We start from the raw sequence: 14,846 nt of genomic DNA on the forward strand, positions 1-14,846 counted from the left end.
CCCCCCCCGGCCCCCGGGGGGGGGGGGGGCCCCCCCCCCCACGCGTCGATGGTTTGCAGCGAGATCATCCGGCGCGGTATCGGAGCCGACAACGATCGCCGCGTCGGCGGCATAGCCGCCAACCCTACGATCAGCCGCAGTCTGCGACTCAGGCCGTGCCGCCCACCGTCACGCCATCGATGCGCAGGGTCGGCTGTCCCACGCCCACGGGCACGCTCTGGCCTTCCTTGCCGCACACGCCGACGCCGGTGTCCAGCTTCATGTCGTTGCCGATCATCGAGATGCGGTTCATCACGTCCGGGCCGTTGCCGATCAGGGTGGCGCCCTTGACCGGATAGCTGATCTTGCCGTTCTCGATCATGTAGGCTTCGCTGGCCGAGAACACGAACTTGCCGTTGGTGATGTCGACCTGGCCGCCGCCGAAATTGACCGCGTACAGGCCGTTCTTGACCGACTCCAGGATCTCCTGTGGGTCCTTGTCGCCGGCCAGCATGTAGGTATTGGTCATGCGCGGCATCGGCAGGTGGGCGAAGGACTCGCGGCGCGCGTTGCCGGTGACCGGCATCTTCATCAGGCGCGCGTTCATCGTGTCCTGGATGTAGCCCTTCAGGATGCCGTCCTCGATCAGGGTCGTGCACTGGGTCGGGTTGCCCTCGTCGTCCATGTTGAGCGAGCCGCGGCGGTCCTTGATGGTGCCGTCGTCGACCACGGTCACGCCCTTGGCGGCGACGCGCTGGCCGATCATGCCGGCATACGAGGACGAGCCCTTGCGGTTGAAGTCGCCTTCCAGGCCGTGGCCGACCGCCTCGTGCAGCAGCACGCCGGGCCAGCCCGGTCCCAGCACGATGGTCATCGGACCGGCCGGCGCCGGGCGCGCCTCCAGGTTGACGCAGGCCGACTTGACCGCCTCGGTGGCGTAGAAGTCGAGGATCTCGTCGGTGAAGTAGCCGTAGTCGTAGCGCCCGCCGCCGCCGGAGGAGCCGACTTCGCGGCGGCCGTCCTGTTCGGCGATCACGGTCAGCGACACGCGCACCAGCGGACGGATGTCGGCGGCCAGCACGCCGTCGCTGCGCACCACCAGCACCACGTCGTATTCGGCGGCCAGGCCGGCCATCACCTGGACCACGCGCGGATCCTTGGCGCGCGCCATCTTCTCGACGCGTTCCAGCAGGCGCACCTTCTCGGTGGCGTCGAGCGAGGCCAGCGGATCGTGCGGCAGGTAGAGCGAGCGGCCGCCGGTCGGGCGGGTGGCGCCCGCGATCTTCACGCGGCCGGCGCCGGCGCGCGCGATGGTGCGGGTGGCGCTGGCCGCATCCAGCAGCGCGCGCTCGGAGATTTCATCGGAATAGGAAAAGGCGGTCTTGTCGCCCGAGATGGCGCGCACGCCGACGCCCTGGTCGATCGAGAAGCTGCCGGTCTTGACGATGCCCTCTTCCAGGCTCCAGCCTTCGCTTTTCGTGAACTGGAAATACAGGTCGGCGTAGTCCACCTTGTGCGTGAACATCGTACCCAGCGCGCGCAGCAGCTTGCCCTCGTCGAGGCCGAAGGGCGTCAACAGCACGTCGCGGGCGACGGCGATGGAGGAAAGGTTCGGTTCGAATGGAGTCATTTTGCGTTCGGTCTCTCGGTTGGAATGGGCATTGTGCCATATCCGGGTGCATCGTATCGGACGCGAGGCGAGCCCGCGCCAGTCTTACATCTTGCGGTGCTTCAACGCCGGCAGGCTCTCGCGCACCCCGGCCAGGAAAGCCGGATCGAGCGCGCCGCACACCACGCCCTCGCCTTCCGGCAACACCGCTTTCACTTCGCCCCAGGGGTCGACCAGCATGCTGTGGCCGAAGGTGCGGCGGCCGTTGTCGTGCAGGCCGCCCTGGGCCGCGGCCAGCACGTAGCACTGGTTCTCGATGGCGCGCGCGCGCAGCAGCACTTCCCAGTGCGCGCGGCCGGTGGTATGGGTAAACGCGGCCGGCACCACGATCAGGGCGCACTCGCCCATCGCGCGGAACAGCTCCGGGAAGCGCAGGTCGTAGCAGATCGACAGGCCGACCCGCCCGAAAGGCGCATCGAAGGCGCCGATGGTCTCGCCCGGCACGATGGTGCGCGCCTCGTCGTAGGATTCGCTGCCCTTGTTGAAGCCGAACAGGTGGATCTTGTCGTAGCGGCTCACGGCCTGGCCCTGCGGGTCGTAGACCAGGGTGGTATTGAGCACCTTGCCGTCCTGGGGCGACACCAGCGGCAGGGTGCCGCCGATCAGCCAGACGCCGTGCTCGCGCGCCAGCCCGGCCATGCAGTCCTGGATCGGGCCATGGCCCGGCTGTTCCGCGTGTCCCACCTTGTCCAGGTCGCTCATGCCCATGATCGGCCAGTACTCGGGCAGCGCCACCAGCTCGGCGCCTTCGGCGACGGCCTCGCCCACCAGGCGGCGCACCGTGGCCAGGTTGTCGCTGACCCGGGGAGTGGAAACCATTTGCACTGCGGCGATCTTCGTCATCTCAGTCCTTTTTTGCGGTGGGGCGCGCGGCGGAGCGCGTGACCGCGGCGGCGGCGGCTGCCGCGGGCGGCGGGTTGTCGAGCTTGGTGATGGTCGGGGACTTCCACGGTCCCGTGACCTGCATCTGGTAAGTGAGCGCCTTCATCACCGGCGCGCGCAGGAAGAGCTGGGCCAGGAAGCCGCCCAGGCCGATCACCGGATTCACCGCCAGGCCATAGACCAGTGGGCCGGTACCCAGGTTGAATTCGGGAATCACGACCACGCGCAGGTTGGTCGATTCGTTGGCGATGTCGGCGGTGCCGTCCATCAGCACGGTGGCGGCCACGCCATGCATCTTGAGGTTGTCGGTGCGCAGCACGCCGCGCTGGATCATGGCGTTGGCGCTGATGCCGTCGAAGGCCAGGCCCTCCGAGAACACGTCGTGGAAATCGAGCTTGAGCAAGCGCGGCAGGGCCTGCAGGCTGAGCACGCCCAGCAGCTTGGCGGCGCCCGGGTCCTGCTTCAGGAACTGGCCGGACTCCACGTTCATCTCGATCTGGCCCGACAGGCTGGGAATGTCCATCGCGTACGGCAAGCCCGCCCAGGAAATATCGCCCGACATCTTACCCTTGCCGCGGCGCAGAGTTTCCGGGAAGCCAAGGCGGTCCAGCAAGCGCCCGGCGTCATCGATGTCGAGCGAGAAGTTGAGGCTGGTATTGCTCTTGCCGTCCTTGGTCAGCCAGCGGCCGTTGGCCTTGAGCTGGCCGTCCGGATTCTCGATCGCCAGGCGCTCGATGCGCCATTCGCGTCCGGCCAGGGCTTGCACATTGCTGGCCTGCAGTTCCAGCCGGCCCAGGCGCTTGTCGAACAGTTCGAAATGCTCGGCCACGATGTCGAGCGAGGGGATGGTGGCGCTGGCGCCCCGGTTCGATTCCAGCAGGTCCTTGACCTCGGCCTCGGCCGAGGGCGGGATCACGAGCGAGGCCAGGCGCGCCGTGACCTTGCCCACCCCGCTGGAAGCGTCGGCCCAGGTCAGGTAGCCGATCGCCTGGCGCGCATGGATGCTGGCCTGCCAGGTGTCGCGCAGGTGGGTGACGCCGGCCACCACGTCGGCCAGCTTGCGCTCGCCGACCGTCATTTCCGACACCCGTCCGGACAGGTAGGACGGCAGGATGTACTGGGCCACGCCGCCACCGCCGGCGCCCGTCCCGCTCGCCGGAGCATCCTCGCCGGCGATCGCGCGCCCGGCCGCGATCCACTGGTCGACGTTGAGCGTCTTCATGTTCACGTTGAGCATCAGTCCACTGTCCGGTTCCGGCGCCGGCACGTTGACGCCGATGCCGCCGCGCGTCACCAGCCAGGGCCCGCGTCCCTGCTTCTCGCGCAGGTAGCGCGCCGCCAGGCCCTGGCCCAGGCCGACGCGGATCTCGTCGCGGCCCACGCCGCCCACGGCCGGCTCGCCGGCCAGGCTGAAATGCAGCGGCAGGCTGTCGGCCTGCGGCTTGTTGAGCGGCGCCGGCAGTTCCACACCCAGGCCCGCCAGGCTGGAATCCAGGGTCACCGTGCGGCGGCCGTCCTTCACCACCACCGCGCCGGTGTAGCGCGTGCTGCCCGACAGCCGCTGGGCCAGGCGCGCCAGTTCCGGCATCGGGGCGGTGCGGCGCATGCCCTCGGCCGACAGGGTGCCGCCCAGGCGGATCACGATGCCGCCGTCGCGCTGGGTGCCGCCCGACACGCCCAGCGGGCCGCCCAGGAAGCTGGCGCCCACGCCGTTCAGGCTGACGCCGCGCTCGAAGAAGTCGATCCGGCCCAGGGCCGCCTGCAGCGGCGGCAGTTCCGGGAACAGGCTGACGTCGTTGCCCAGCAGCTGCAGGCTGCCCTGGACCTTGGTGTCCGGCAGGTGGTGCAGCGGCATGCGCAGCTTCAGGCCCAGGCGCGCATTGCCGCTGGCGCGCGTCTCCTCGGTGAAGTGGCCGATCCATTCCAGCACCGGCGTCACCGCCACATAGCGCAGGAACTCCTGCAGCGGACCGGCGGCCATGCCGTCGATCTCGAGCATCATCTGATCGTGCGCGCCGAGGTCGGGAATCACCGCCTTCACCTTCGACAGCGCCACGCCCAGCGTGCGCAGGGTGTCGCCGCGGATCTCCATGCGCGCGCGGTCGAATTCGATGCGGCCGTTGATCTGCTCGGCCAGCGGCCACAGCGGCGCGCCGTCCGGATGGCGGTGTCCGGGGGCATACTCCAGGCGCGCGTTTTCCAGGCGGCCGCCGACGTGGAACTCGCCGCGCGCGCGTTCGGCCAGGTTGCTGGCGCGGAAAGGGAAGTCGGCCAGGTCGCCGCGCAGGCGCAGGCTGGTGTCGCGCAGGCGCCCGCCCTGCAGCGCGCCGGTCAGCCAGTGGCGCAGGTTCTCGGGCGTGGCCAGGGGCAGGAAGCGCCCCACCTGGCCGATCTCGAAGCCGTCGAGCTTGCCCGTGAAATCGGCATGCCCTGGGCCATGGCCGGGCTCGAGCGGGAGCAGGTGGCGTCCCGCCAGCCTGGCGTTGAACGCCCCTTGATGGAACTCGAGGTTCTCGACCTCGACCAGCAGCTGGCGCGCCGGCTCGTAGTTCCAGCGCGCCTTCAGCAGCAGGCGGTCGAAGGCCATGCTGGGCTCGGCGAACCAGGCCGGCATGTGCAGGGCGGTCGTGCTCGCGTCCAGGTCGACCGAACCGCCGCGCTCGGTGGCGTCGATGCTGCCGCTGAGGTTATCGAAACCGGGGATCGCCGCGCGCGCCGCCACCGCCGCCACGCCGGGGCGGGCAGGCTGGGCCGCGCGCGCCGGCTGGGGATTCAGGCCCAGGCCTTCGACCTCGCCGCGGATGCGGTAGCCGCTCACGTTCGGCAGGCGCCCTTCCCACTCGGCGGTGACGTCGACCAGGCGGCCGCGCGGCGAATAATCGGCCAGCAGCTGGCGCTGCAAGGGGGTGATCGGCATCGACTGGGCCAGCACGGCCAGTGCGCCCAGGTCGAGGTGGCGCGCGCTCAGGCTGCCCTGCTCGGGACGGCCGGCGCGCGCCGGGCGCCAGCTTTCCTCCAGGGTGGCGGGGGGCAGCGCGCGGCCGTCGCGCGTGACCACCGCCAGGTTTTCCAGGCTGACCGTGTGGCCATGGGCGCCGAAGGTCGGCTTGCCGTCCTCCTTGCCCGCGATCATTTCTTCGCGTGCGGACAGGCGTCCGCTCACGCGCGCCAGTTCGAGCGGGGCCGCGTCCTTGCCCAGGCGCGCGGCGACCCCGGCCAGGGCCAGGTCGGCGGTGAAGCCGGCCAGGCGCGCCTGGTCGACGCTGAGCCAGGCGCGCAGCGAGCCACGGCCGCGGGTCAGCTGGACCGGGTAGTCGATGTGGCGCTTCCAGGCCGCCAGGTCGGCGTCGCGCAGTTCGGCGTACAGCTCGCCTTTCCAGCGGGTGATGTCGGAGGGACGCGCGCCAAAGCGGTGGCGGAACTGGGCGCGCAGCTCGATCGGCCGGCCGAGCGCGGCGGGCGGGGTCGCGCGCAGGGCCGCGTGGTGGGTGCCCCAGCGGTTCAGCAGGGCGAAGGTGACGCCCTCCAGGCGCAGGGTTGCGCGTCCGCGCAGCTCGTCGGTCCAGTCCACGCGCCCGCCGCGGATCACGATCTCGCGCTGGCGGAACAGCCAGTCGGCGCCGCCCTTGTCCCCGCTCTTCGGGTCCAGGCGCACGCCGGCCACCTCGAACACGCCGTCGCGCCCGCGGCGCACGCTCAGTTCAGGGTTGCGGATCTCGAGCTGCTCCAGGCGCGGCTCGAAGGCCGCCACGGTCCACCACGACAGGGTCGCCGAGACGCCGGGCAGCGCCAGCGCCTGGCGCCCGGCGCGGTCGTGCAGGCGCACGTCGCTCAGGGCCAGGGCCGGGCGCAAGCCCTTCCAGGAGGCGTCGATGGCGGCGATCGTCACCCGGCCGCCGAGCGCGCGGCTGGCGGCGCGCTCGATGTCGCCCTTGTACATGTCGATGTTGGGCAGCACCGCGTAGCGCAGCACCAGGAACAGCAGGGCGAGGGAGAAATAAACCAGCAGGAACAGCTTGATGGCGAAGCCGAGCACATGGTGCGAAGCCAGGTTGGCGACCCGATAGGCGGCGCGCAGCCGCCGCCAGCGCACGGCAAGCGGCAGGTGCGCAGGCGCGGCCTGCGGTTCCTGGTTGTCCATCAAAGTGCTCAACAAAAGGCTCGCCGTGAGGAAGTGCGGCAGGCCGCGGCCTTGCGCCCGCGTCCTGCCGCCGCTTCCGAATTAATTCTTTAGTAACAGATCGCTTGCAACAGTCGCGGCGTCTACCTTACCATCATGCTGACCCCAGGCAGCATGGCGGGCCATTCTACCGCATCGCACCGCCTGCCGGAACGCAACACTTTCTCGGATGGACTGATGAACCCTGCTTCTCCGGCGTACGCGTCGCGCTTCTTCCAACGCTGGCTCGATGCCGCCCCCACCCGGGCCGCGCAACTGGCCGAGCTGACCCGATTATCGCTGGCCGAGGCGGATTTCCGCGCCCTGTTGGCGCGCGAGCTGGCCGCCGGCCTGCCGCCGGAACGCGCCATGCGCCGGGTGCGCAACCTGCTGGTCTGCGCCATCATCGAACGCGACCTCGACGGGCGCGCCGAGCTGGACGAGGTGGTGACGGCCATGACGGCCTTCGCCGACTTCGCCATCCGCTACCACGCCGAGGCCCTGCACGCCGAACTGGCGGCGGCCCACGGCGAGCCGGTCGGCGAGGAGTCCGGGCGCCCGCAGTACATGATGGTGCTGGCCATGGGCAAGCAGGGCGGCGGCGAGCTGAACGTGTCCTCGGACATCGACCTGATCTTCGTCTACCCGGAAGACGGCGAGACCGCGGCCGGCCCCGGCCAGCGCCAGCTGTCGAACCATGAATTCTTCGTACGCCTGGGCAAGCGCCTGATCGCCGCCCTGTCCGAGGTGATCGAGGACGGCTTCACCTTCCGGGTCGACATGGCGCTGCGCCCGAACGGCAAGTCCGGGCCGCTGGCGGCCAGCCTGGCCATGGTCGAGGAATACCTGATCGTCCAGGGGCGCGAGTGGGAACGCTATGCCTGGGTCAAGGCGCGCGCCGTCACCGGCCTGCCGGAGGACATCGCGGCGCTGGACGCGATCGTGCGGCCCTTCGTGTTCCGGCGCTACCTGGATTTCGGCGTGATCGACGCGATCCGCAACATGCACGCCCAGATCCGGGCCGAGGTCAAGCGCCAGGAGCGCCTGCATCCCGAGCGCAGCCACAACGTCAAGCTGGGGCGCGGCGGGATCCGCGAGATCGAGTTCCTGGCCCAGGTGTTCCAGCTGATCCGCGGCGGTCGCGACCCGGCCCTGCGCGAACGCTCGACCCGGGCCACCCTGCGCCTGCTGGCCGAGCGCGAACTGCTGCCGCCGGACACGGTCGGGCAGCTGCTGGAGGCCTACACCTTCCTGCGCCGGCTCGAGCACCGCCTGCAATACCTGGAAGACGCCCAGACCCACACCCTGCCCGCGAACGAGGCCGACCGACAGCTGGTCGCGCGCATGATGGGCTTGCCGGACGAAGCCACCCTGCTGGCGCGCATGGAGGAGCAGCGCGCCTTCGTGGCCGCCCAGTTCGACGCGATCTTCGCCGACAAGAGCGACAAGAACGAAGGCGCCGATCCGGACGCGCCGGTGCTGGCCGACGACCCGGAGAACCGCGAAGCCCTGGGCGCGCGCCTGGCCCAGCTGGGCTTCGACGACGCCCAAGGCGGCGCCGCGCGGGTGGTGGCCACCCTGCAGGGCCCGCGCCTGGCCAGCCTGCCGGACGCCAGCCGCCTGCGCCTCCTGACCCTGCTCGACGCCGCCTTGCCCCAGATCGCCACCGTGGTGCGCGAGGCCGGCGTCGGCAGCCACGCCGCCACCCTGGGCCGCCTGCTCGACTTCTTCGAGGCCATCGCGCGCCGCTCGGCCTACCTGTCGCTGCTGACCGAATACCCGCACACGCTGGAGCGCGTGATCCGCATGATCAATGCCAGCGGCTGGGCGGCCACCTTCCTGACCCAGCACCCGATCCTGCTCGACGAGCTGCTCGACGACCGCAACAACGGCGCCGAGGACCTGCCCCAGCTGGCCGCCAGCCTCGAACAGCAGCTGAACGAGGCCCAGGGCGACACCGAGCGCCAGCTCGACATCCTGCGCGAAGCCCACCACGCCCAGCTGTTCCGGCTGCTGGCCCTGGACCTGGCCGGCGAGCTCTCGGTCGAGCGCCTGGCGGACCACCTGTCGGCCCTGGCCGACACCATCGTCGGCGCCGCCATCCGGCACGCCTGGCGCACCGTCGCCACCCGCCACCGCGAGGAGCCGCGCTTCGCCGTCATCGCCTACGGCAAGCTGGGCGGCAAGGAACTGGGCTATGTCTCCGACCTCGACGTGATCTTCCTGTTCGAGGACGAGGACCAGGATGCGCCCATGAACTACGCCAAGCTGGCCCAGCGCTTCATCACCTGGATGACGGCCCACACCGCGGCCGGCATCCTGTTCGACGTCGACATCGCGCTGCGCCCGGACGGCGCCAGCGGCATGCTGGTGTCCTCGCTGGCGGCCTTCGAGCGCTACCAGGACAATGCGGCCTGGCTGTGGGAACACCAGGCCCTGACGCGCGCCCGCTTCTGCGCCGGCGACGCCGCCATCGGCGCCCGCTTCGAAGCGATCCGCGAACAGGTGCTGCGCAAGGACCGCAGCGGCCGCGAGGCCGAGCTCAAGCAGGAAGTGACGGACATGCGCCGCCGCATGCGCGACGCCAACCTCAACCGCGGCGACCTGTTCGACCTGAAGCAGGATCCGGGCGGGATGATCGACATCGAGTTCATCGTCCAGTACCTGGTCCTGCGTCACGCCAGCGCCTATCCGCAACTAACGGCAAATGCCGGCAATATCGCTCTACTCCACCGATGCGGAGAACTTGGCCTGATCGATGCCACCCTGGCGGCCCAGGTCGCCGATGCCTACCGCGCGATGCGCAAGCTGCAGCACCAGGTTCGCCTCCAGGGCCAGGACAAGGCCCGGGTCGAGCCTGCCCTGGTAGGCCAGCACCCCGCCAGCGTCTTGCGGCTTTGGCAAGCCTGCTTCCCTGAGACAGCCGCGTAGGGGCCAGCCGCGTATTGACGGCAGCGGGCCGGTTTTTGTGTCTTTCGTGGCGCGGACCCCATCTTTTCTTTGGCCGATTATGCTGCTATGCAGCATTTAATTGCGACGCAAGCAGGACATATTTCCTTTAAGCAACTATTGCTCTTGGGAAAATCTGGTCTGTTTTGTTGCGAAGAGGTCAACAGCTGCGGTTGAGCGCAATGGTATTCTTCTAAGCAATTTAATTGCCGGCAAAACGCTTTCCGCGCAAGCCCGGCACCTGTTTTCTCTTTAGAACGACAATTGACCAAATGGTCAATATTTTGCCGTGCGTCAATTGGTATTTACGCATTTCTGCAACACATCCATATCTGTACAACATATGCATTGACAGTGCACAAGCCCGAATGTTTTTATTGCTGGCTTGAAAATACGCCGTACCAAAAGTTGGCGTTAGTTTCAGCGAGTCGCTTGACGACATTTCCGGCGGCAGTGCTGATGTTCAGTGCCGCTACGATTTCACCCTAGGAGTTTTGCAACATGATGGAAACACTCTTGTCCCGCTCGATCCGCGCGATCTGCCTGGGCGGCATGACCCTCGGCATGCACGCCGCGGTTGCTCAAGAAGCAGCCCAGCCGATGCAGCGCGTCGAAGTTACCGGTTCGCGTATCCGCCAGGTCGACCTGGAAACGGCGCAGCCGATCCAGATCATGAGCCAGGAACAGATCCAGAAAACCGGTCTGGTCACCGTTGGCGACATCCTGAACAACCTGTCGTCGGCCGGCGCGCCTGACTTCAGCCGCAGTGGCGCCCTGACCTCGAACGCCGAAGCCGGCGGCCAGTACGTCAGCCTGCGCAACCTGGGCTCGAACCGCCTGCTGGTCCTGGTGGACGGCAAGCGCTGGACCCAGACCGTCGATGGCTACACCGACCTGTCGACCATCCCGTCGTCGATGATCGAACGCATGGAAATCCTGAAGGACGGCGCTTCGTCGATCTACGGTTCCGACGCGATCGCAGGCGTGATCAACATCATCCTGAAGAAGAACATGCAGGGCGGCCAGCTGTCCCTGTACACCGGCCAGAACGAAAAGAACGACGGCAAGAACAAGGACTTCTCGCTGAGCTACGGCGCAGGCGACGACAAGGCCTCCGTGATGTTCGGCCTGTCGCACACCGAACAAGGCACCGTGTGGCCGTCGACCCGCGCCATCACCTCGACCACCTACGGTCCTGCCCACCCGTTCGACGGCCTGGGCGCGTCGCCATGGGGCCGCATCACCCCGGTCAACTCGGCCGGCGGCTCGCTGACCAACGCGGCGCAGGGCGGCTTCAACCGCATCCTGAACCACACCGGCACCTACGACGGCAAGGGCGTCGGCGCCAACTCGCGCGACCCGAACAGCTACCACGCCTACACCGGCGCACCGGAAGACAAGTACAACTCGAGCCAGGACATGCACCTGCTGTCGCCGAACAAGCTCGACACCCTGTTCGTCAAAGGCGAAATCGCGCTGCCGAAAGACATGCGCCTGAAAACCACGGCGATGTACTCGCAGCGCCAGTCGACCTCGCAGATCGCCGGCTACCCGCTGCAGTCGACCTCGCAGGCTGGCTACCCGGTCTACATCGACAAGGACAGCTACTACAACCCGTACGGTAACCAGGTTGCTGGTGCCGGCCTGGGCCGTGACCTGTTCTTCCAGCGCCGCACCATCGAGATGCCGCGTATCACCGACAACGAAAACCGCACCCTGCACATCGATGCAACCCTGGAAGGCGAGTTCTCGGTGCGTAACCTGGCGTGGAACTGGAGCGCCGGCTACAACCACAACAAGGTCTCGGGTTCGCAATCGGGTACCGGCAACATCAACCTGCTGAACCTGAAGAAGGCCCTGGGCCCGTCCTTCCTGAACGCCAACGGCGTCGTGCAGTGCGGCACCGCGGCCAACCCGATCGCCCTGGCATCGTGCACCCCGTGGGACATCCTGGGCGGCCCGTCGGCCTCGACCCCGGAAGCCCTGGCCTATGTCAACTCGCTTGACCAGAACGCCTACGGCTCGACCATCAACAGCGCCACCGCCGACATCGCCGGCGAACTGTTCCAGCTGCCGGCCGGCGCCCTGGGCCTGGCGGTCGGTATCGAACACCGCGAAGTCAAGGGCCAGGAAGTTCCTGGCATCTTCGAGCAGTCGGGCTACTCGACCAACCTGGCAGGCAAGCCGACCTTCGGCCGCTACACCGTGCGCGAGGCGTACGCCGAGCTGAACATCCCGGTCCTGAAGGCCCAGCCTTTCGCTGAACTGCTGAGCTTCAACCTGGCGACCCGTCACTCGGACTACAGCAACTTCGGCGTGGCCAACAACAGCAAGGCCAGCTTCATGTACAAGCCGGTCAAGGACGTGCTGTTCCGTGGTACCTGGGCTGAGGGCTTCCGCGCCCCGACCCTGGGCGACACCTTCGGCGGCGGCTCGCAGTCGTTCGACACCTTCCTGGATCCGTGCGACACCCGCTTCGGCGAAGCGTCGCAAGACCCGGCCGTCCTGGCGCGTTGCATCGCTTCGGGCACCACCGCGACCTACCGCCAGCTGGGCCAGGCAGGCACCCCGATCACGAGCACCAACGGCACCCAGTCGCTGGTCGCCTTCAACTCGGGCGCCGGCAACCGCTTCCTGCAGCCGGAAACCGCGATCACCAAGACCGCCGGCTTCGTGTACAGCCCGTCGTTCCTGCCGAACTTCAGCGTCGGCCTGGACTGGTACAACATCAAGATCGAGAACCGCATCACCGCGATCGGCGCAACCTACGTGGCCAACGAGTGCTTCATCGAAGGCAGCGCCAACTTCTGCAGCGTGATCAAGCGTGACCCGCTCACCGGCCAGATCACCACCCTGTCGCGCGGCAACGCCAACCTGGGTGAGATGGAAACCGAAGGCCTGGACCTGGCGATCAACTACCGCCTGCCGCGTACCGCCTACGGCCAGTTCAGCGTGCGTAACGAAACCTCGTACGTCGACAAGTTCCGCACCCGCAGCGGCGCCGACTCGGACTGGAACGAGTACGTTGGCGAGTACTTCTACAACCGCGTGAAGTCGAACACCAACCTGGATTGGGCACTGGGCAACTGGAGCGCCACCTGGGGCTTCCGTTACTACAGCCCGGTCAAGGACCAGTGCTGGGATTCGGAAACCGAGTGCAACATGCCTGAGCGCGAGTCGAGCTGGGGTACCGGCGCGAACAAGCTGGGTTCGGTCACCATCCATGACATGAGCGTCGGCTACAAGACCTCGTGGAACGGCCGCATCCTGTTCGGTATCAACAACGTCTTCGACAAGAAGCCGCGTATTGTGTACGAAACCCAGGCTGACGCTTCCTCCGTGGACGCCGACCTGTCGCTGGACCGCTTCTTCTACGTCCGCTACAGCCAGTCGTTCTAATCGGACGAGCCCGCAAGGGCTTGCCTGAAGCTCGACCGAATGCCCGCCAGGTTCGCCTGGCGGGCATTTTTTCATGGCGGCGCGCCCTGCCCGTCCACGCGCCGCGCCCGGACGCGGTATGATGACGCTTTGCCGGCCGCGCGCCGGCGCTCTTTTTTGCAGCGATGACCATCAAATTCAAGAACGACAAGGACCTGGCCAAGATGCGCGTGGCCGGCCGCCTGGCAGCCGAAGTGCTGGAAATGATCGGCGAATACGTCAAGCCGGGTGTCTCGACCGAGGAGCTCGACCGCCGCTGCAACGACTATATCCGCAAGGTGCAGAAGGCCACGCCGGCCAACGTCGGCTACCACGGCTTTCCCAAGACCCTGTGCACGTCCGTCAACGGGGTGGTCTGCCACGGCATCCCGAGCGAGCAGGAAGTGCTCCAGGATGGCGACATCGTCAACATCGACGTCACCGTGATCAAGGATGGCTGGCACGGCGACACCAGCCGCATGTATTTCGCCGGCACCCCATCCCCCGAGGCGAAGAAGCTGGTCGACACGACCTTCGACGCGATGATGGCGGGGATCCGCGCGGTGCGCCCCGGCGCGCGCCTGGGCGACGTCGGCCATGCGATCCAGAAGCTGGCGGAGGCCGCCGGCTACTCGGTGGTGCGCGACTACTGCGGCCATGGCATCGGCCGCGTCTACCATGAGGAACCGCAGGTGCTGCACTATGGCCGTCCCAATACCGGCCTGCTGCTCAAGGAAGGCATGACCTTCACCGTCGAGCCGATGATCAATATGGGCAAGGAAGACGTGATCCAGCTCGAGGACGGCTGGACCGTGAAGACGCGCGACGGCTCGCTGTCGGCGCAGTGGGAGCACATGATCGCGGTGACGCGCAATGGCTTCGAGATCCTGACGCCCTGGCCCAAGCGCTGAGCCTGAATGCAAAAAAATCCGGCCGATGGCCGGATTTTTTTGCCCCGCTCGGCGAGCGTCTGCAGCATGGCAGGTTCGCGAGTGAATGCTGGAACCTCGTACGGACCATGCCGATCATACCGAGCTCTCGAGCCGTAGATAATCAGGCTGCTTGTTTTGCCGCTCAACACGATAACCGGGTTCCGGCCTTCCGTAAAGTCATTGCAGGCATATGATTCTGCCCGATCCATGCTTATATCCGCCCCGATAATCATTCAACCATTGCGATATGAATCAGGGAGGCAAAAAAAAATCCGGCCAGCTGGCCGGATTTTCTCCGCGCGGGCGCTATTACAGCATTGCGCGTTCGCGATTGAATACTTCCTCCGGCACATTGCCGCAGTTCGTATCATTCGCGAATTCGTGCAGCCAGGCGCCAACACGGCCCCAGAAGCTCGCACCGCCGACTTCTTCGACTTCTTGCAGATTCAGTTCAGTCATCTCTATTCTCCAATATCGCAGATCAGCGGCGGCAGGTATTGCCGACCGAGTTCCAGCCTTCCATGAAGTCGTCGTAGGCATCGACCGCGGTCATCGCGAGGGATACTGCGGCGATCGCGGCGGCGATCCAGCCACCCGAAACCTGTTCCACTTCAACCATGTTCAGTTGTTCCATTTTTTTCTCCAGTTTTTGAATTAATAGTTTCGATACGGAATTCGGAATGCAACAATAATGCGCCAAACGCAATGAATGTTTCCCTGTCTCCACTGACGATATTATTGCATTCGTTTTCGCACGTCTATTCGATAAAAATAATTCGCAAACCTTTTTTCACGATTCCGCAATTGTATGCAATCCCGATATAACCGGGATTCACGATATTCATGCGCAAGAAATCTC

At 66.8% G+C, this 14,846-nt stretch carries 8 protein-coding genes; 3 read left to right on the forward strand and 5 right to left on the reverse strand.

Annotation, left to right across the window (positions count from 1 at the left end):
* Window positions 1-148: 148 nt before the first annotated feature.
* From tldD to KBW98_RS06290, 3 genes are all read right to left on the reverse strand, one after another.
* A complete protein-coding gene (gene tldD, locus KBW98_RS06280; protein ID WP_211519270.1) occupies window positions 149-1,609 on the reverse strand; it encodes a metalloprotease TldD in 1,461 nt (486 codons plus the stop codon).
* 84 nt (window positions 1,610-1,693) lie between these two features.
* Window positions 1,694-2,491 (reverse strand): carbon-nitrogen hydrolase family protein, encoded by a 798-nt coding sequence (locus tag KBW98_RS06285; protein WP_211519271.1) that lies wholly within the window; start codon window positions 2,489-2,491, stop codon window positions 1,694-1,696.
* Window position 2,492: 1 nt separating this feature from the next.
* Window positions 2,493-6,671, reverse strand: coding sequence for a YhdP family protein (locus KBW98_RS06290; RefSeq protein ID WP_211519272.1), 4,179 nt, complete (start codon window positions 6,669-6,671; stop codon window positions 2,493-2,495).
* Between the two features lie 216 nt (window positions 6,672-6,887).
* Between KBW98_RS06290 and glnE the strand changes: the two genes are divergently transcribed.
* The 3 genes from glnE (at window position 6,888) to map (ending at window position 13,966) form a co-directional block, all read left to right on the forward strand.
* Entirely contained in the window at window positions 6,888-9,620 is a 2,733-nt protein-coding gene (gene glnE, locus KBW98_RS06295) for a bifunctional [glutamate--ammonia ligase]-adenylyl-L-tyrosine phosphorylase/[glutamate--ammonia-ligase] adenylyltransferase (RefSeq protein ID WP_211519273.1), read from the forward strand.
* A 519-nt stretch (window positions 9,621-10,139) separates the two neighbouring features.
* Window positions 10,140-13,037, forward strand: a complete 2,898-nt coding sequence (locus KBW98_RS06300) for a TonB-dependent receptor domain-containing protein (RefSeq protein WP_211519274.1) — start codon at window positions 10,140-10,142, stop codon at window positions 13,035-13,037.
* Between the two features lie 164 nt (window positions 13,038-13,201).
* Entirely contained in the window at window positions 13,202-13,966 is a 765-nt protein-coding gene (gene map, locus KBW98_RS06305; protein WP_211519275.1) for a type I methionyl aminopeptidase, read from the forward strand.
* Between the two features lie 330 nt (window positions 13,967-14,296).
* On the opposite strand, the gene KBW98_RS06310 is transcribed toward map, so the two are convergent.
* Window positions 14,297-14,446 (reverse strand): hypothetical protein, encoded by a 150-nt coding sequence (locus tag KBW98_RS06310; RefSeq protein WP_211519276.1) that lies wholly within the window; start codon window positions 14,444-14,446, stop codon window positions 14,297-14,299.
* A 22-nt stretch (window positions 14,447-14,468) separates the two neighbouring features.
* Window positions 14,469-14,621: a hypothetical protein gene (locus tag KBW98_RS06315; RefSeq protein WP_211519277.1), complete on the reverse strand. Its 153-nt coding sequence runs from the start codon at window positions 14,619-14,621 to the stop codon at window positions 14,469-14,471.
* Window positions 14,622-14,846: the final 225 nt, after the last annotated feature.

Origin of the sequence: Massilia sp. ST3, assembly GCF_018119405.1 — a bacterium.
Lineage (GTDB): Bacteria > Pseudomonadota > Gammaproteobacteria > Burkholderiales > Burkholderiaceae_D > Telluria.

Coding starts and splice junctions, on each gene's coding strand:
- KBW98_RS06290 (WP_211519272.1), bottom strand. CDS start 6,671: ATGGACAACCAGGAACCGCAGGCCGCGCCTGCGCACCTGCCGCTTGCC.
- tldD (WP_211519270.1), bottom strand. CDS start 1,609: ATGACTCCATTCGAACCGAACCTTTCCTCCATCGCCGTCGCCCGCGAC.
- map (WP_211519275.1), top strand. CDS start 13,202: ATGACCATCAAATTCAAGAACGACAAGGACCTGGCCAAGATGCGCGTG.
- glnE (WP_211519273.1), top strand. CDS start 6,888: ATGAACCCTGCTTCTCCGGCGTACGCGTCGCGCTTCTTCCAACGCTGG.
- KBW98_RS06310 (WP_211519276.1), bottom strand. CDS start 14,446: ATGACTGAACTGAATCTGCAAGAAGTCGAAGAAGTCGGCGGTGCGAGC.
- KBW98_RS06300 (WP_211519274.1), top strand. CDS start 10,140: ATGATGGAAACACTCTTGTCCCGCTCGATCCGCGCGATCTGCCTGGGC.
- KBW98_RS06285 (WP_211519271.1), bottom strand. CDS start 2,491: ATGACGAAGATCGCCGCAGTGCAAATGGTTTCCACTCCCCGGGTCAGC.
- KBW98_RS06315 (WP_211519277.1), bottom strand. CDS start 14,621: ATGGAACAACTGAACATGGTTGAAGTGGAACAGGTTTCGGGTGGCTGG.